Origin of the sequence: Peribacillus sp. AS_2 (assembly GCF_026891895.1) — a bacterium.
Classification (GTDB): Bacteria; Bacillota; Bacilli; order Bacillales; family DSM-1321; genus Peribacillus; species Peribacillus frigoritolerans.
The window spans coordinates 131,961-148,721 of the sequence record NZ_JAPTGA010000010.1 but is presented as its reverse complement, the minus strand read 5'-3'; the positions used below and the strand labels follow the sequence as shown (position 1 = coordinate 148,721).

The window sequence follows — 16,761 nt, the reverse complement described above, 5'->3', positions numbered from 1 at the left end:
AATACCTGCTGCTTTTAAGCATTCATTCTAAAGTTTTTTCCGTTTCTCTTACATGTAGTTTTATATTACAGCTTCTATCATAGTATTAAAAGATTGTATCAAAAACTAAGGAGACTCGCGATGAAAGCAATGGTATGCACGAAATACGGTTCACCCGATGTACTGGAACTCAAAGAGGTAGTAAAGCCAACCCCAAAGGATAACGAAATACTGGTAAAGGTTCACGCGGCAACAGTGGCTTCTGGGGACGTAAGAGTCCGAAGTTTCAATAGCCCGTTCTTATTATGGCTGCCGATGCGAATCTTCCTGGGCCTTAGAAAACCGCGAAAACCGATACTCGGAGTGGAGTTGTCCGGGGAGATAGAAGACACGGGGAGGAATGTGACAAAATTCAAAAAAGGCGACCAGATTTTTGCCATGACTGGAATGAATTTCGGGGCCCATGCCGAATACACATGCTTACCTGAAGACGGCCCTATCGCAATGAAGCCTGCCAATATGACCTATGAAGAAGCTGCCGCCGTTTCTTTTGGCGGAACGACAGCTCTGCATTTTTTCAGAAAAGCCAATATCCAGGACGGACAAAAAGTCCTCGTCTATGGCGCATCCGGTTCGGTGGGCACTTCCGCGGTGCAGCTGGCCAAATACTTTGGAACAGAAGTTACCGGAGTATGCAGTACCGCAAATTTTGAATTGGTGAAATCATTGGGAGCCGATAAAGTAATTGATTATATGGAAGAGGATTTTTCGGAAAGACAAGAGCAATATGATATCATCTTTGATGCAGTCGGGAAAAGTTCGAAAGCCGATTGCAAGAAAGCACTGACCCCGAACGGGCGATATGTGACCGTCTAAGGGCAAGGAATAGCAAAGGTACTTACGGAAGACTTACTATTTCTCAAAGAGCTAATCGAAACTGGAGAATTAAAATCGGTCATTGATAAACGCTACCCGCTGGAACAGATTCCCGAAGCTCATAAATACGTAGAGCTAGGACATAAAAAAGGAAATGTCGTGATAACTTTGGTTGATGATAAACCCTGACAGCACTTTGCATACCGCCGCTTTTTGCGTACTTTTGTCACCCATGTTTCAGCTTCTGGAATCTTTCTCCTTTTAGAGAATGGCTCCAATAATTCTAATGACCGAATCCCAACCTCATACTCCTATGGATTTTCCCGTAGGAGTTTTAGCATATAATCACAAATATGAATTAACACTATCTAGGTATTTTTAACTATAAATCTCTTTTATTTTTAATTGTTTTAATATAGCATGGTAAGCATAACCTTAGCTTCCATGTAAAAATAAAAAGGTGATAGGATGATGGTGAAATATGGACAAGTTATCCAATAGCGTAAAATTTGAATATGAGTTTACAACTGATAAAGACTCTATTCCCTTTGATTTAAGGCATTCTCCTGCCGTTGCATTAAGGGTTGAGGGGATTCTTACAATTAAAATAAATAATGATATATATTTCCAAGCGGATATTGCATTGTTAGAATTTTATCTCTATTTACTAAAATGGGTACAAACAAATAAAAAAGGTAGAGACGTACAAGAATTCAAATATTATTCTTTGGAATTTGATGAAGATGAAGCAATAATTTCTTTACTTCCCTTTGGAAATAGCGCAAGACTAGCATCCATTTGGGAAGTGAATAAATTATACAATGTTTTTGAATTAAGCTATATAGTACAAAAGCTAACCCAACTTACAAACAGGCTTGGGAGGGATATTGAAAATCATTATGATATTCAAATGAATACTTTCATAGGGAAAGTACCTTTAAAAGGTTAACTATTTTAATAAAGAATTAGAAGCTTTTTGGCCTCACCCCTATATGGTTCGGAATGAGGCCATTCCCCCCTCTCCAGACTATAGTCAAACTAGAGGAATAGTCAGTTTGACTATATTTTTTTATTTGAAAAACTCTCCAGTTGATTGGAACGGAAGGCGCGAGACTCCTGCGGGAAAAGCGCGTCTAGGGGAGACCCCGCAGGCGCAAGCCGAGGAGGCTCCACGACCGCCCGCGGAAAGCGAGTGCCTGGAGTGGAAATCAACGTTATTATCGAATTAGCCCCCTTAAACACGAACATTAAATTATATTTATATTTTAATGTTCACTTTCTCATTGATTATCTAGCATTTGTTTGTTATATTAGCAAAGTAATAATCATACATATCATTACTCGTATATGCTCGGAAATATGGTCTGAGCGTTTCTACCTGGTTCCCAGTTAAAGAACTAGACTACGAGTTAAAGTATTCGGCCGCCCGCTTTTTGAGCAGCTAATGATTTAGCAATCGCTTCATTTTTGCTTGATTATCTATACTTTGACTATCGTAGGTCTAGAAGGCAGCATTCATTCTGCCGTTCTGGACCTTTTTCTTTGACCACAACTGCGAGTGTTTCAAACAATTGGATAATTTGTTTTTAAGGAGAGAAAAAACATGTTAAAAAAGTACACTCTATTAGGAATCATTACTTTACTTTTCGTGTCGGTGATTGCAGCTTGCAGTTCCACTTCCAAAAATGAAACGGTCGAGAAAAAGACTCAAAGGCCGATCATGATTCAAGGTCCAATGCCGATCGAAGCTGAAAATTTCGCTAAAAGGCTAGAAAATGTTAAAGAAGAAAAATCAGGGGATTTTGTATTTTACATAGGAACTTTAGACAATTATCCTGTAATCGTGGCAAAAACAGGTAAAGGGATGGAAAATACGGCTGCCGCTACAGCATTGGCCATTGAAAGATATAACCCTATTGCCATCATCAATCAAGGGACATCAGGCGGACATGATCCAAGCTTAAACGTTTTTGATATTGTTTTAGGAAAAAGAACGGTAAACCTAGGTTCATTAAAAACGGCCGATAAACCTGAAAACGAAGGAATCGATCCAACCGTTTGGAAACCAATGGACCTAATGGCTTCTGAAGGAAGTGCAGGAGAAGATCCTAATGCTGAAAAACCACGCTTCTACGAGGGAGATAAGGATTTACTCGCAGCTGCTCATGCAGTTAAAGATACTTACACAAAAGGTAAGGTTGTCGATGGTACTATCGGTTCTGCAGACGTTTGGAATAATGAAGTGGATCGAATTAAGTGGTTCCATACGAAATATGGTACATCTGTTGAAGAAATGGAAGGAGCTTCGGCAGCACAAATCGCCAAAGCTTATGATGTGCCCTTCCTAGGTATACGAGTGCTATCCAATAATAAAGTGAATGGCGGTAAATATAACCCTAATACAGCAGCAGCCAATCAAGAATATGTGTATGAAGTGGTCAAAAAATATATCTCTTCGATGCCAAGCAAATAAGATCGGGCTCGGAGCATATAGAATTAGAATCTTTTGGTCAACTATCCCTATAATGAAAAAAAGAAGAGCACATAATATGTGCTCTTCTTTTTTTCGCGGGCCCTAATTAGCTGACTATTGATTCTTCCTCCTTGCAAAAGGTTAAGCTGAGGCTATTCAACGTGTAAAGTCTAGCGGTGAAAATGAATAAATCGCTGTAGTTATTTTCAACGTACTCTTCAATGATTGCCATCCCTTTTCTGAATCTATCAACTAATAAGTGCGTATAGTTTTCATCCCAGGTAAACCGGTTGATCCGTTTAAGTTCATCGGCCAATACTTGAAACTTAAACTCCTCAACAAGAAGCTTCAATTGATACAATTTATCTTTATTTAAACAAAAGCAATTATTTTCATTTTCATGATTTTCCCGGACGAATGTAATGAAACCATTTAAATTATCAGCTAACATATTCGCTATTTGCATCTCGAAGTTCATTTCCAACAGCTCCTCAATGTCTAAAATCTATATGAAGAGTGTATGATTTGAAATGATATTTTAACACCAACAATTCTTTTTCGAGATAGATTCCTTGTACATTTCCTTCTATGATAGAATTCACAAAAAAAATTGCCCCCCTTCCTTCCAAGGGGACAATCTTACATCGAATCCAGAACTAAAGAGATAAGCAGGCCCGCAGCGGTGAATATGCCCGTGATCGGCCCTCCGTCTTCATATGCTTCAGGCATCATCGTTGAGGCGATCATGGCGATGATTCCCCCTCCCGCAAAGGCTGCCATCGCTGCCAGGACATAGTCCGGGGCATGATCGAGGAATAGATAGCCGGACATCGAGGAAAGTGCCGAAATGATCAGGACGGAAAACCACAGCAGCATGATTTTCTTCTTGGAGTAATCACTTTTTAGCAGACCTGTCGTACTTGAGAGCCCCTCTGGAATATTACTGATGAAGATGGCAATGACCAATAGCCAGCTTACCGAGCCGCCACTTATCAAGCTTGCGCCAATCATGATCGACTCCGGTATGGCATCCATCACCGTCCCGATGAAAATGGCTATGCCCGCTTCCTTCGAAGAGCTATTATTGGACCGTTTCCTTTTATCCGCACCTTTTTTGGAAATAAGAAAATCCAAGGCAGTAAACACGGCGGCCCCTGCTATGAATCCGATACCCGTCGCCCAGATTCCTCCATCACTCACCGAATCAGCAAGCAGCTCATATGCCGCGGCACCAATCAATACACCCGTACCAAAGGCCATAATATAGCCAATGATGTTTTTCTTTATCGGGATGAGGATGGCGGCAAGTGCGCCAAGCAGGACGGCAGAACCTGATACCCCTCCCCAAAAGACCGCATTCCACATAGAATTCCCCCATTTCCTTTTTATAGGATAGTGTACCCGGGTTAATGTTGGGGTAAACAAGGGACGCTTTTTGCTATTCCAGCAAAAAAAAGCAGGTATATTCGCTGCCTAGTTTTTGGGTATAGAATAGTAGAGTACTTATGAGTATCCTTCCCTTCGCTGCCTTATATGACTGATATTTGCGGTTTTCCTTCTTCTCTTTCACTAACCTTTTCGATTTTATCGACAAACATTTGAAAAACCTTTCTCTTTTCTTCCAGCTCTTTTATCGACTCTTTCAATTCGTTCAATTTTTGTTCAAAAGGTTTATGATAGAGCTCGCGGATGTTTCGAATTATTTCATCATTTATAGTGGATTGCACAACTTGCTTGGTGATATTGAATTTATAGGAATAAACCTGAAGGTCACGCTTAACTTCTTCATACTCTTTTTCTATCCCATTTAATACATCACTGATTTCTTCATTCCATTCGATTAAAGCCTTTTTCACATGTTCCTCCACCCTTATTCCCCCTCTTCAACTAACAAAAAATCCATCTCGCTAAAAACTTATTTTATCAAAAGAACATTTCGGTTTCTTTTCGGCTTAGTTACTTTACATATAAGTTTTATTAAAAACAGATAACAGCGAGTTATGAAACACTTTTGAAAAATCACATAGAATGGAACATGACCACTAAACCTATGGAGGTGTTCAGACTGATTCATACAGTTAAACCAGGTGAAACACTGACACAGATATCCAGGGACTACCGGAAACCGCTATCGGCAATCATCAATGCTAACCCGACAATAAACCCTAATGTCATTTATCCTGGCCAACCCATTATGATCCCTGGTTTTCCCCCTCCTGATACCATTCCATTTCAGATCGATGTGTCCGTTAACAATCGTAAGCTAAGGCTGCTAAAAAATGGAGTATTGCAAAAGCAATACCCGATCGCCGTTGGAAGAATGCTGTTCGGTACACCGGTAGGAAAATTCATCCTCATTAATAAAGCCCCCAACCCCGGAGGCCCATTCGGTACGATGTGGATGAGTTTATCAAAAGAACACTATGGCATTCATGGAACGAATGACCCCAGCTCGATCGGTAAAGCCGTCTCAAAAGGCTGTATTCGCATGCATAATCGGGACGTGGAGGAATTATCAAGGATTGTTCCAATCGGGACGCCGGTTACGATTCATCCTTAATGGATGATTAATAACTCTGGAGGTTTTTTATCAAAGGTTGGTAGGTACGTATCATGAAGATAATGTGGAGACTGAAGAGGACAGCCTGACGTCGGCTGTTCCTTTTTGTTTTGATTTTAAAAAAACCGCTCCCTAAAAAGTAATTATTTTACAATTAAATTTTGCATGATATTATTAATAATTAAGTAGGTAAGAGCAATGAAACGATAGCATCTAAGGATTGAAAAATATGAAAAAGAAAATCCTCTCATGTGGGTTACTGGTGTTCTAGTAGCCACCATTCTTCTTGGGTCAGCGGGAATGACATTCTATAAATACGCTCCAACTGAAGGAAAAACAACTGCTGAAACCATTGAATAATTTTACTTTTGATTTCTATTTCAATAAAGCATGTTCCACATCGAAATGATCATCATGAATTGCCAATAAAATATGGCGGAACAAACTCGATGTCTAATTTATTTCTATTGCCAAGATGACTCCATCAACAAACAGTAACTCTGGCGGGCTTCATATTAATTAATAATGGAGGGGATTAGTGAATTGAGTAATTTTATACAAAACACCCTATCCGGACTTAAAAAATTGTTGAATACCAATGACCAAATGAAAATAATATCTTACGAAGGAGAAGTTAGAGAGATAACTTGTTCTTTTAATTCCGAAGCTGTTGCATCTGAAATAGAAAAGTTTGTAAATGAAAATAGCATCAAACTTCCTGAAGACTATAAGGCCTTCTTAACACTCCATAATGGAGCTAGAATATATGAGTCTATCGATGAAGACGGTGATAAACTAGGTGATGGTCTTGAGATATTTAGTTTAGACAAAATAAAAGAATATCAAGAGATTGAATATCTAAGTGAACACGGGATTCCTATTGCACATCTATTAGAGGATTGTTATCTAATATTAGATACGGATAAATTAAAGGGTGGAGATCCAAATTACCTTAACATTATGGAGTTTACAGATTTATCATCTCTAAACCTTAATTTTGAAATCTTCTTAGACCGTTACATTATTTCGCAAGGTGAGGCGTTTTGGAGTTGGCCTATATACACTGCTGAAAACTACTATGAGACCAGGTAAATAAATAATAAGGAGCGATTGCTAATTAACTGCAGTCGCTCTTTTTAATATTATTTCGACTCGAATTCAAGTATCACTGTTTGTTTATGTTCAGTTTTGTTTGTTTCGTAGATAAAAGAGTCTGCGGGATCTTTTAGTTCAGATTCTTCTTTAGATGTCTTTCCTTTAGATGCCTTTACATTCGATTGAGAAGAACAACCAATTACCATTAAGCCAGCAAGTAAAATTAAAATGAAAGCATATATTCTAATCATGTATGCAGCTCCTTATTTGTTTACTCAAAGTATAACATGGAAATATATTACTTTTGTGTCTCGTTTGATAAAAGGGAGATAAATATTGAAATCTACTCTTTCAACACAATATTAATTTAGTTGAAAGACTGACATAAACAAATCATTTGGTTTTTACTCATGAGGCGATTGAAAATAGTCATAGTGATAGTTTTCAGAAAAAAATGACAGGGGATTCCCCCCTGCCATCTCATTCAATTCATATTGATCGGCCAATAATAAAACACCAGTGTAACCATGATGATCATGACGCCGCTGATCATTAAATAGGCAGGGTATCTGCGGGTGATGTTCATTTCTTTTTGCTCGTCTATTTCAATCGGGGTTTGAAGGATATTTGCATGAAATTCCCTTTCTTCGATGGTAATCGTTCCATACTTGGAGCCAATGATAAGTGCGCCTATGCTTAAGATTAAACCAATGATGACAGGATTGAGGTAAACGGGTAGGCTGATTCCGAACATGCCGAGACTTTCTCCGAGTATCACGCCAACGAAGCCGAATACGATGCTCCAGAATGCGCCTTCCTTCGTTACCTTCTTTGAAAATACGCTTGATATGGCAATCGGTCCCCATGATGCCGCAAATAGTGTAGCCGCAAAGTAGCCGATCCACATGACGGCAGGCGGCTGGAACAATCCAATCAATAAGATGATCAAGCTGATCACGACCATGGAAATGCGGCTGGCCCGTAATAGATGATGATCTGTGTATTCCTTTTTCCGCGATTGTTCCATGATATCCCGTGTAATGCTGCTTCCTATAATCTGCAGGAAGCTCGAACAGGATGATAAGGCCGCAGCCATGATGCCGCTGACAATGATGACTCCAAGCCATGTCGGGACAATATTCATCGCTGCCCAAATGAATACCTTTTCCGTCGGAGCGATATCCGCTTTAATGGTGGTGATTGTCGATATGCTGATATGAAGAAACAAATAAACGGTCAAAATGGATATCGTTGCCCAAACGCCGGCCCGGATGGCTACGTGTTCATTTTTTGCCATTAAATATCGGCTGCTTTGCCATGGACTCACGGCAATGACAATGCCCCAGACCAAGCCCATGATGACGGCCCAGGCCAATGCTTCCCAAGGAGTGCCCATCGTTGCGGCAGGTCCGGTAATGCCATGCCAGCTTAATAAATCAGGTCGTTCAGCCAGGTTTGCCGCTTTCGTAACGGCATCAGGAAACCCGCCTGCGGATTTGATGATATAAGGAAAACTAAGATACGTTGCGATCGAGAATAAAAAGAACATCACCGTATCATTGACCATGACCCCCTTCGCTCCTGAGAGAATGGTGAAGGATGAATACACGACCCACATGATCACCAGAGCCATTGGATAGGAAACACCAGAAACCTCGGCCAATAAAACGGCTGCCCCTTGAGTAACAGCAACCAAGTATGCAGCGATTCCAAGAATCGTCGTGATCGCAGCCGCCAGCCTTACCTTCTTAGAATGAAAGCGGTTACCAAAAAATTCAGGAACGGTCAATGATTTGCTTCTTCTTAAATATCTGCCAAACAGGAACACTCCGAATATATAGCCGCTTGCATTAAAAATAACGAGGATAAGCAGCAGGATCGGATACCCTTCATAGGAAAATCCCGCTTCTCCCATGAAAGATACCGTACTTAGGAAAGAGGCCACAAGCGTACCCGTAATCATCAATGTGTTTCCGCTTCGTCCAGAAACATAGTACTCCTCTGAGCTTTTCACTTTCCTGAATAAAAAGATACCAATCGAGACGTATACACAAAAGGATATGATAATACCAAGGAGAAAGGCCAATTACATCCCCACCTTTTCAATCGGATCTTTTGCCTTTATTTCTTCTTGATTTCTTTTCATTCTTACTAGGAAAACCTTCGTGATCCACCCCATGACAATTAAGGAACCTCCATAGCTTAAAGAGAAAATCAGCTCACCCATTTCTTGACCCCCTTATCAAAATAAAAATATCAATCATTAAATATGCAATATCCATACCAAGTTTTTGAATATTCAGATTTTAAAGAGGTTAATTTATTATTAATCGTCCTGATAGCTAAATTGGTATTTGCCCAGTTTGCGCATGATCGTCGTTTGGCTGACCTCCAGGGCCTTGGCCATTTTTCTTGTTGATTTATAGGTGGAAAGGGCCTGTGACAATAATTGCTTTTCCGTTTCCTCTAACGCTTTTTTCAAGGGAATGATTCCTGTTAAATTGACCAGTGCCGTATCTTTGTAGGTTAAATCGGAAGGCAAATCCTCAATCGTTACGATAGGCTTTCTAGCCGTCACGACGATTTGTTCAATTACATTTTCCAACTCCCGAACATTGCCCGGGTAATCCTGCAGCTGCAGAATTAACTTGGAATGATCATCAATTGTGATGGATTGACCGTATTTTTCATTGAATTTCTTCAGAAAATAATCGGTTAATAATAAGATATCTTCCTTCCGCTCACGCAGCTGCGGTATTTCCATTGGAACGACATGCAGCCGATAATATAGATCTTCGCGGAACTGATTATTCTTGATCATTTGCTTCAAGTCTTTATTCGTGGCGGAGATGATGCGGATGTTCACCTTTTTCTCCTTCGTTCCTCCCACCTTCATGAATGTTCGATCCTGTACCAAATGGAGGATTTTCACTTGAATGTCGAGCGGCATTTCCCCGATTTCATCAAGAAACAACGTGCCGCCATCAGCACTCTCAACAAGCCCCTTTTTCCCATGCTTATTAGCTCCCGTAAATGCACCGCTTTCGTAGCCAAACAGCTCGGACTCAATTAAAGCCGATGGAATCGCGCCACAATTCACTTGAATGAAATTTTTATCCTTTCTGCTGCTGAGATCGTGAATTACCCTTGCTAAAACCCCTTTTCCGACTCCGGTTTCTCCATGAATAAAGATGGAAGAATCCATCGGAGCGACTTTTTCAGCTAATTCCAAAACCTTTATCATCTTATCCGAATTTGTAATGAAGTTATTGAACGAAACGGTTCTCAAATTTTCATGCTGGGCCCGGTGGTTCCTAAAGTTCACTCTATTCAATTGATTCTTCATCTCAACCAATTCCGTGATATCCCTGGAATTCGAAACGATTCTATATAAGTTCCCCTCCTCATCAAAAATCGGCTTCGCTGTGCTGAATACCGTCAATCCATGCGGATAGGTTTGCTCCGCCGAATGGATCGCTTTCGTTTTCATCGTTTTTAATGTAACCGAATTGACGATCAGTCCCTTTTCAACTAACTCATTAATGTTCTTATTAATAAAGGCCTCCGGCGGCAGCCCTGTAAGCTTCTTGCACGCCTCACTCACGAATAACGTGTTTCCGTTCGCATCCGTCACGAAAATTTCATCATAGCTGGAATCCAAGATTTGCGTTAGCTCCTTTACCTTCTTTCTTTTCACCTCCAGCTCTTTCTGCAGTGATTCATTTAGACTTAGTAAGCTCTTCATCTTCTTTTTAAGCAGCATTTCCCTGACCTCAGAGATCGGATAGCAGCTATATTGGTTATCGCCATGTTGAATTACAAAATCATAGGTGCTTATATCCTCTTCACTTAGCTTATCTAAATCATCAACGACGACAAACGAAGTATTAAGATAAGCCGAGATTTCCTGATTATCGCCATCGCTATCCAATCTCTTCAAAAAGAAACCTTCATCCAATATGCCGAGGATCTCCAAGTGATTTTTCATGACAATAAAAGGCGAGGAATTAATTTTCAATAATGCTTTCACATCCAAAATAGAAATATCGGAAAATACAATTAGTGATTCCTTTTTTACTTCCATCACATCACCCCATATTTTGATTTCGAACCGATTTTGTTACACTTTTTTATACGAAAAGAAATAAGTATCATTTTCATAAGCGACGAATGTCTATATATCAACCAATCTAATGCTGAACCTTTTATGAATCACCACTTTTCAAAAAAGGTTCAGTTATCTATCTATAAAATACGATACTCATGAGCCATACCCTCTTTATCCAAGTAAAAAAACGAATATGAAACCCCACTCCCCCAAACGGCATGGTTATTGCATATTGAACCTGTATAGGGATAGGTAGAGGCGGTTGCCCTCTATACTCTCATTCTATCTAACATTAGGGAGTGGTCATGGATATGGCTCAATTCAAGAATCTGTTTACCCAATTAACGATCGGTTCTACTGAATTAAAAAACCGGATCTTAAGTACAGCACATCAAACAAATCATGTCACGGACGGAATCCCCACTTCCGATATGGTGGCCTATCATGAAGCCCGTGCTAAAGGGGGCGTCGGATTGATCATCCTTGAAGCGGCATCGGTACATCCATCCGGCATGCTTACATCCAAAACGATCGCAGGCTATGACCGGAGAATCGTCGATGCCTACAAAGAGCTTTCCGAAACGCTTCATAAATATGGAACGAAGGTTTTCTCGCAGTTATTCCATGGCGGACGGGAAGTCGTATCGAGCGACTATCGAAATGCGGCATGGGCGCCTTCAGCCGTTCCCAGCCTGCGCTTCGGCGTGATGCCAAAACCAATGAGCTTAGAGGATATTGAAGGAGTGGTTGAAGGGTTCGCCCATTCAGCACAGCTGGCAAAGGAAGGCGGACTTGATGGAGTGGAAATTTGCTGTTCACACGGATATCTTCCTGCCCAGTTTTGGTCACAGCATACAAATAAGCGTACGGATATCTATGGCGGATCATTTGAAAATCGGATGCGATTCATCGTGGAAATATTGGAGAAGGTATGGGAAAGAGTCGGGGAAGACTTTACCGTCGGCATTCGCATGAGCTCAGATGAACTGACGATGGACGGGACAACGATGAAGGATTCCGTGCAAATCGTCGAATATCTCGCTGAGAAAGTCCGTTTGGATTTCATCAATGTCACAGCCGGAGATTCAAGCACCTTCGAGGGATCAACACATATCGTGCCGCCATCACCGATAAAGCACGCTTACCTTTCACCACATGGATTCAAAATCAGGATGGCAGGAGCCGTACCGGTCTTTGTCGGTAATCGAATCGTCGACCCCGTTGAAGCGGAGCAGATCGTATCCACCGGAAAAGCCGATGTCGTCGGAATGACCAGGGCCTTAATCGTCGACCCAGACATGCCCAACAAGGCAAAAGATGGCGACCTGCAGGCAATCGATGCATGCATCGGCTGTTTACAAGCCTGTATCGGTCACTATCATAAAGGACTGCCGATTGGCTGTGTCCAAAACCCGACAACAGGTAAAGAAGCATGGATTTTACCAGAATTAAAGAAAACGAGAAACAAACAGAATGTCCTCGTCATCGGCGCAGGACCTGGGGGATTACAGGCAGCCATAACCGCGGACTACCTAGGTCATTCCGTTACACTGATCGATCAAAGCAAATCCATCGGCGGCCTGCTTCGCACCATGCGCAAAGCACCGATGAGGCATGAACTCGCAGAATCGATGCTCGATAACTACTCCAGGAAACTAATGAGAAGCAATATAAATGTACAATTAGGCAAAACAGCCACCGCCCAGGAAATAACCGAATCAAAACCGGACGCCATCATCTGTGCCACAGGCTCACGGCCCTATACACCAGCCATCGAAGGAATCGATGACCCACGGATCATCATGAGTGATGACCTCTTCAGCTCAACAAAAAAAGTCGGGGACAACGTACTCGTATTCGACTTTGGCGGCGACTGGCCCGGCATGGAAGCAGCCATCTATCTAGCCGAAAAAGGCCACCAAGTCACACTCATATCATCACGACTGCACATCGGTGAAACCGTCCACCAATATCTCAGGAACGAATACCTAAAAAAACTATACAACCTAAACGTCACACTCCTCCCCCATTACGACATCGGGGCAATCAAAAAAGATCACGTCATCATCCGGAACCTATTCACCCAACAAAAACAAGAACTAACCAACTGGGACTCCATCGTCCTCTCCCTAGGCCGCATTCCCAACACAGAACTATTCGAAGAAATGAAAGGCCATGCACCTATTGTTAAACAGATTGGAGATTGCCTTGGTCCGCGTACCATAGAAGAAGCTACGCATGAAGGGATGATGAGTGTTATAAGTTTATGAAGAAAAGAGACATTCCTTGGGGGGATGTCTCTTTCTTTTGATGATATAGGTCTGACACGACTGGCTTATTTTTATCTTCTTTTCTAACACTTTAAACCAACTATTATATACTCTATTTTTTTCTCTTTATCTCCAATTCAATTCCTTTTATACTTTAAAATGTATTATTTTCAATCCATTTTGTATATAATACTATACATAAGAGGTGGAGAATTTGAAAAGAGGAAAAGTAAAAAACAACGTGAGATATTTTCGAAGATTACATGATTTTACTCAAGAAGAACTTTCGGATCGAATAGGTGTACACAGACAAACCATCGTTGCTTTGGAAAAACAAAAATACGAACCATCAATAGGAATTGTTTTAATGCTCTCTGCTGTATTAAATGAACCAATCGATAAATTATTCTTTTTAGAAGAAAAAACAGATTAAATTCAGGAGGGATCTTTATGCGTTTGAAAAAGTGGATGCTTTTAGTTGGTTATATGTGCTTGTTCTTAGGCTTTGGATATTCATGTTATTCAATTTTTGTAGATGAAACAGGAAGTAACTTCTGGGTTATGTGGGGGATAGCTTCTCTTGTTATGGGTTATCAAGTAATTAATTTCTTAGTCAAGAAAAAAAACGATAATTGGAACGATAGTTACGTTGTTGCAGATCAACGTGTTTTTCGTAAAATTTTAGTTTCTCTCTCTATATCATATGTTTTTATTCTGATTTTTTTATTGATTGGAACAATTGGATTCTATAATGATTTCATTTCAGGCTATAATATTTTGGTCGGAGCTATTATTTCAAGTTTGTTGGTTTTTATGATTTCTCAAATTGTGCAACGCTTTGTACACTAATCCAAATAAAACTTCATATCGGTTGTAAAAAAGTTAGTAAATCCTCCCTTATAGAATTGTAAGGTAAAAAATTATAAGGAGGATTTTAAATGACAATCATTAAACCATTATCTTTAAATGCCCTAGAAAAACAATCATTTAAAGAGAAAATCCAGGAAAAAGTAACATCCCAATTTAATCTTGCAGCTTACTTTGGTAAGTTGCAGGCAAACGAAATTGATTATTCTGTGTTAAATGAAGGCAAAGTTGCAAAAATGGAAAGTACGATTGGTAAGCAATTTACTATTCCTGTGAAAACACACGAAGGATTAGATGGTGAAGTACATTACACCGAAGTAAATGGGTCCTACCTTTATAACGTTGCAACTAAAACGACAGATGATAAGCTATTAGCAGATCTTCGTAAACTTGCTAATTCAAATGAGGAATTTAACAAACTATCAAAGCACATCACTAAAGATGGTTATACTCTAAACAATGATGAAGAGTATGTAATTCAGAACACCAAGTATTTAGAAGATAAAGAAGGTAAAGTACTTTCATACTCCCTAAATATGTTTTCTCTTCCTTTATACCAAAAGGAAAATTTAGTTGGTATGCTATCTATTGATGAAAGTAATATGAAACCAGTTATTTTAATTGGTAATGAAAGAATATTTGTTCATGAAAATGGAGAAATCGTAACAATCCAGGCAGGATCTTGTTCTCTATCATGGGCTGCATGTATGAACAAACAATTAGGATGTTCTACTTGGAATAGTTGTTTAATAATATATGGAAGTTGTCTTGGTGCGTGCTGTACCTGTCTAAATCCACTTTCTTGTATTGTATGTGCAGTATGTGCAGTTGCAGTTGTAGGTGCTGCATGGACCTGCAGAATGTGTGTTCCAGGTGCCGCAAGACCAAAAGAATGTCCAAAATAATTTTCAGAGACTGTCTAGTTTAGACAGTCTCTTTTTCTATTTTAAAATACTAAAAAACTAAATTAAGAAAATCACTAAAATGGTTGTTTTATTTGTGACTTTCGGACTTTAAGAAGAGAAGGGGGAAAATTCTAATATTCTGGTTGTGCTGCTGGAAACAATGGCAATGTGGATAGTTATATTTTCAAATCCCGATTACTATCCATTTGAGCTGTAAACTATCCTATTATCCCTAGGTTAAAAAAGGAACATTAACAAACATATGCTCCAATTATTTCTTTTTATAAAATAGGAGAAAATAACCAATTAAAGTATTATTTAACTAATAATAAACAATGTTATAGATGTTAAGGAGGATATAAAATGAATAAAGATTTATATGAATTGGTGAGTGAAGCTAAGTCTAAACCTCATAATTTAGAGCCGATTATCTTTTTATTTCAACCTAAGATTCTAAAATCATTATTTCAAACAAAACAACAAGAAAGAGAAGATTTAACTCAAGAATTAGTTATTTTGATTATTAAAATCATTAATAGATACGACGTTGATAAAACTCCAGGATTTTTTGAGTTTCAAACTAAATATCACAAAAAGAAATAAAATGGAGGGGATCTTATATGAAAACTTACACGACCCTTGTTAATATAATTGGTAATTTCGGATTTCCAATCTTTGTTGCCTTATATCTTTTTATTAGGTTCGAAAAAAAGTTGGAAAAGCTTGAAAAAGCTATTGTGGAATTAGGAAATAATATTCGAGGTGAGAGGAAATGAATCCTAATATTTTCAAGTGTTTTTGCGAAGTAAGAAATACACAAACATTTATCACAAAATGTTTAGATGACAACTCACTCTCCAATGAAGACAGAGATTTTCTGATTGATTTAGTTCAACGGACATCAAAAATCTCTAATAAAATAGAACAGTATTATCCACAAAAAGGAGGTGATGATAATGATTAAATCTGATTGTTGCAGCAATCAACTTTTCGAGTTTGAAGATAACAATAGAAAGTTTATAAATAGTAAGATTTTAAAATCCTTTTTAAAAGAAGAAAAAAATTATGCACTGTATAAAAAAGCCATATGTACTCCTTCAATCAAAAATAGGAATAAATTAGATGAAGAATTCAAAAAACATTTATTTTATATTCGTTTTGTATCGCTTATATCCAAAACTATACATTTTACAGCAGTTAAATACGATATAAGTATTAACGATCAAAATAAAAATTTTCCTATCATTCTAAATGCTGAAAATGATGAGTCTATCCCCTTATTAAACACGATTGAAGTTAAAGAAGAAGGATATGAAAAGATTTATAATGAAGATGCCGAAACCATCGAAGATATTACCTCAGATAAGGAAATTGCCAACGCCCTATCCCAATTAACCAATACTCAAAAGAAAACACTAAAGTTAAAATATGTTGATAATTTGGCTTTTAAAGAAATAGCAGTAATTATGAACGTTTCGCAGCAGGCAGTTTCTAAAAACCACAAACTAGCAATTAATAAATTAAGGAACCTCCTTCAAGAAAAATAGTTGATTGTCCCCTCATTTTGCCTGCAACCACATTCCCCTTGGGAACCACAAAAATAAGCTCCCATATTAATGCGAAATGAA

At 39.0% G+C, this 16,761-nt stretch carries 18 protein-coding genes, 1 pseudogene and 1 riboswitch; of the genes and pseudogenes, 12 read left to right on the top strand and 7 right to left on the bottom strand.

Annotated elements, in window-relative coordinates:
- Positions 1–120 precede the first annotated feature (120 nt).
- The 3 genes and pseudogenes from OTG27_RS18410 (at position 121) to OTG27_RS18400 (ending at position 3,328) form a co-directional block, all read left to right on the top strand.
- A pseudogene (locus tag OTG27_RS18410) lies at positions 121–1,044 on the top strand (NAD(P)-dependent alcohol dehydrogenase).
- A 292-nt stretch (positions 1,045–1,336) separates the two neighbouring features.
- Entirely contained in the window at positions 1,337–1,804 is a 468-nt protein-coding gene (locus tag OTG27_RS18405) for a DUF7878 domain-containing protein (RefSeq protein WP_268937692.1), read from the top strand.
- 372 nt (positions 1,805–2,176) lie between these two features.
- Positions 2,177–2,280, top strand: a riboswitch (purine riboswitch).
- 178 nt (positions 2,281–2,458) lie between these two features.
- The gene (locus OTG27_RS18400; protein ID WP_268937691.1) at positions 2,459–3,328 is read left to right on the top strand and encodes a 5'-methylthioadenosine/S-adenosylhomocysteine nucleosidase; all 870 of its coding nucleotides are present in this window, start codon (positions 2,459–2,461) and stop codon (positions 3,326–3,328) included.
- 106 nt (positions 3,329–3,434) lie between these two features.
- On the opposite strand, the gene OTG27_RS18395 is transcribed toward OTG27_RS18400, so the two are convergent.
- The 3 genes from OTG27_RS18395 to OTG27_RS18385 all read right to left on the bottom strand — a co-directional run bounded on the left by OTG27_RS18395 (position 3,435) and on the right by OTG27_RS18385 (position 5,196).
- Positions 3,435–3,806, bottom strand: a complete 372-nt coding sequence (locus OTG27_RS18395; RefSeq protein ID WP_063575287.1) for a hypothetical protein — start codon at positions 3,804–3,806, stop codon at positions 3,435–3,437.
- A 161-nt stretch (positions 3,807–3,967) separates the two neighbouring features.
- The gene (locus OTG27_RS18390) at positions 3,968–4,693 is read right to left on the bottom strand and encodes a ZIP family metal transporter (RefSeq protein ID WP_268937690.1); all 726 of its coding nucleotides are present in this window, start codon (positions 4,691–4,693) and stop codon (positions 3,968–3,970) included.
- A gap of 164 nt (positions 4,694–4,857) precedes the next feature.
- Entirely contained in the window at positions 4,858–5,196 is a 339-nt protein-coding gene (locus tag OTG27_RS18385; protein ID WP_034309801.1) for a hypothetical protein, read from the bottom strand.
- 197 nt (positions 5,197–5,393) lie between these two features.
- On the opposite strand from OTG27_RS18385, the gene OTG27_RS18380 reads away from it, so the two are divergent.
- Together OTG27_RS18380 and OTG27_RS18375 are read left to right on the top strand one after the other, a co-directional pair.
- Positions 5,394–5,888 carry a L,D-transpeptidase family protein gene (locus tag OTG27_RS18380; RefSeq protein ID WP_268937743.1) on the top strand — a complete coding sequence of 165 codons (495 nt, stop codon included), beginning with the start codon at positions 5,394–5,396 and terminating at the stop codon, positions 5,886–5,888.
- Positions 5,889–6,431: 543 nt separating this feature from the next.
- Positions 6,432–6,980 carry an SMI1/KNR4 family protein gene (locus OTG27_RS18375; protein ID WP_268937689.1) on the top strand — a complete coding sequence of 183 codons (549 nt, stop codon included), beginning with the start codon at positions 6,432–6,434 and terminating at the stop codon, positions 6,978–6,980.
- A gap of 50 nt (positions 6,981–7,030) precedes the next feature.
- On the opposite strand, the gene OTG27_RS18370 is transcribed toward OTG27_RS18375, so the two are convergent.
- The 4 genes from OTG27_RS18370 to OTG27_RS18355 form a co-directional block, all read right to left on the bottom strand.
- Entirely contained in the window at positions 7,031–7,234 is a 204-nt protein-coding gene (locus OTG27_RS18370; RefSeq protein WP_063590236.1) for a hypothetical protein, read from the bottom strand.
- Between the two features lie 233 nt (positions 7,235–7,467).
- Entirely contained in the window at positions 7,468–9,069 is a 1,602-nt protein-coding gene (locus OTG27_RS18365) for a sodium:solute symporter family protein (protein WP_095393152.1), read from the bottom strand.
- Positions 9,070–9,210 (bottom strand): hypothetical protein, encoded by a 141-nt coding sequence (locus tag OTG27_RS18360; RefSeq protein ID WP_153246165.1) that lies wholly within the window; start codon positions 9,208–9,210, stop codon positions 9,070–9,072. It abuts the gene before it with no gap.
- 99 nt (positions 9,211–9,309) lie between these two features.
- Positions 9,310–11,067, bottom strand: coding sequence for a sigma-54 interaction domain-containing protein (locus OTG27_RS18355; RefSeq protein ID WP_268937688.1), 1,758 nt, complete (start codon positions 11,065–11,067; stop codon positions 9,310–9,312).
- Positions 11,068–11,402: 335 nt separating this feature from the next.
- On the opposite strand from OTG27_RS18355, the gene OTG27_RS18350 reads away from it, so the two are divergent.
- From OTG27_RS18350 to OTG27_RS18320, 7 genes are all read left to right on the top strand, one after another.
- On the top strand, positions 11,403–13,361 hold the full coding sequence (locus OTG27_RS18350) for an oxidoreductase (RefSeq protein ID WP_268937687.1): 1,959 nt from the start codon (positions 11,403–11,405) through the stop codon (positions 13,359–13,361).
- Between the two features lie 214 nt (positions 13,362–13,575).
- The gene (locus OTG27_RS18345; RefSeq protein ID WP_034309806.1) at positions 13,576–13,794 is read left to right on the top strand and encodes a helix-turn-helix transcriptional regulator; all 219 of its coding nucleotides are present in this window, start codon (positions 13,576–13,578) and stop codon (positions 13,792–13,794) included.
- Positions 13,795–13,811: 17 nt separating this feature from the next.
- On the top strand, positions 13,812–14,210 hold the full coding sequence (locus OTG27_RS18340; RefSeq protein WP_268937686.1) for a hypothetical protein: 399 nt from the start codon (positions 13,812–13,814) through the stop codon (positions 14,208–14,210).
- 89 nt (positions 14,211–14,299) lie between these two features.
- Positions 14,300–15,133, top strand: a complete 834-nt coding sequence (locus OTG27_RS18335) for a hypothetical protein (RefSeq protein WP_268937685.1) — start codon at positions 14,300–14,302, stop codon at positions 15,131–15,133.
- A 363-nt stretch (positions 15,134–15,496) separates the two neighbouring features.
- On the top strand, positions 15,497–15,736 hold the full coding sequence (locus tag OTG27_RS18330; protein WP_268937684.1) for a hypothetical protein: 240 nt from the start codon (positions 15,497–15,499) through the stop codon (positions 15,734–15,736).
- 17 nt (positions 15,737–15,753) lie between these two features.
- Positions 15,754–15,909: a YvrJ family protein gene (locus tag OTG27_RS18325; protein WP_268937683.1), complete on the top strand. Its 156-nt coding sequence runs from the start codon at positions 15,754–15,756 to the stop codon at positions 15,907–15,909.
- A gap of 180 nt (positions 15,910–16,089) precedes the next feature.
- Entirely contained in the window at positions 16,090–16,680 is a 591-nt protein-coding gene (locus tag OTG27_RS18320) for a sigma-70 family RNA polymerase sigma factor (RefSeq protein ID WP_268937682.1), read from the top strand.
- The last annotated feature ends 81 nt before the right edge of the window (positions 16,681–16,761 follow it).

Coding starts and splice junctions, on each gene's coding strand:
- OTG27_RS18405 (WP_268937692.1), top strand. CDS start 1,337: ATGGACAAGTTATCCAATAGCGTAAAATTTGAATATGAGTTTACAACT.
- OTG27_RS18400 (WP_268937691.1), top strand. CDS start 2,459: ATGTTAAAAAAGTACACTCTATTAGGAATCATTACTTTACTTTTCGTG.
- OTG27_RS18395 (WP_063575287.1), bottom strand. CDS start 3,806: ATGAACTTCGAGATGCAAATAGCGAATATGTTAGCTGATAATTTAAAT.
- OTG27_RS18390 (WP_268937690.1), bottom strand. CDS start 4,693: ATGTGGAATGCGGTCTTTTGGGGAGGGGTATCAGGTTCTGCCGTCCTG.
- OTG27_RS18370 (WP_063590236.1), bottom strand. CDS start 7,234: ATGATTAGAATATATGCTTTCATTTTAATTTTACTTGCTGGCTTAATG.
- OTG27_RS18360 (WP_153246165.1), bottom strand. CDS start 9,210: ATGGGTGAGCTGATTTTCTCTTTAAGCTATGGAGGTTCCTTAATTGTC.
- OTG27_RS18355 (WP_268937688.1), bottom strand. CDS start 11,067: ATGGAAGTAAAAAAGGAATCACTAATTGTATTTTCCGATATTTCTATT.
- OTG27_RS18350 (WP_268937687.1), top strand. CDS start 11,403: ATGGCTCAATTCAAGAATCTGTTTACCCAATTAACGATCGGTTCTACT.
- OTG27_RS18340 (WP_268937686.1), top strand. CDS start 13,812: ATGCGTTTGAAAAAGTGGATGCTTTTAGTTGGTTATATGTGCTTGTTC.
- OTG27_RS18335 (WP_268937685.1), top strand. CDS start 14,300: ATGACAATCATTAAACCATTATCTTTAAATGCCCTAGAAAAACAATCA.
- OTG27_RS18330 (WP_268937684.1), top strand. CDS start 15,497: ATGAATAAAGATTTATATGAATTGGTGAGTGAAGCTAAGTCTAAACCT.
- OTG27_RS18325 (WP_268937683.1), top strand. CDS start 15,754: ATGAAAACTTACACGACCCTTGTTAATATAATTGGTAATTTCGGATTT.
- OTG27_RS18320 (WP_268937682.1), top strand. CDS start 16,090: ATGATTAAATCTGATTGTTGCAGCAATCAACTTTTCGAGTTTGAAGAT.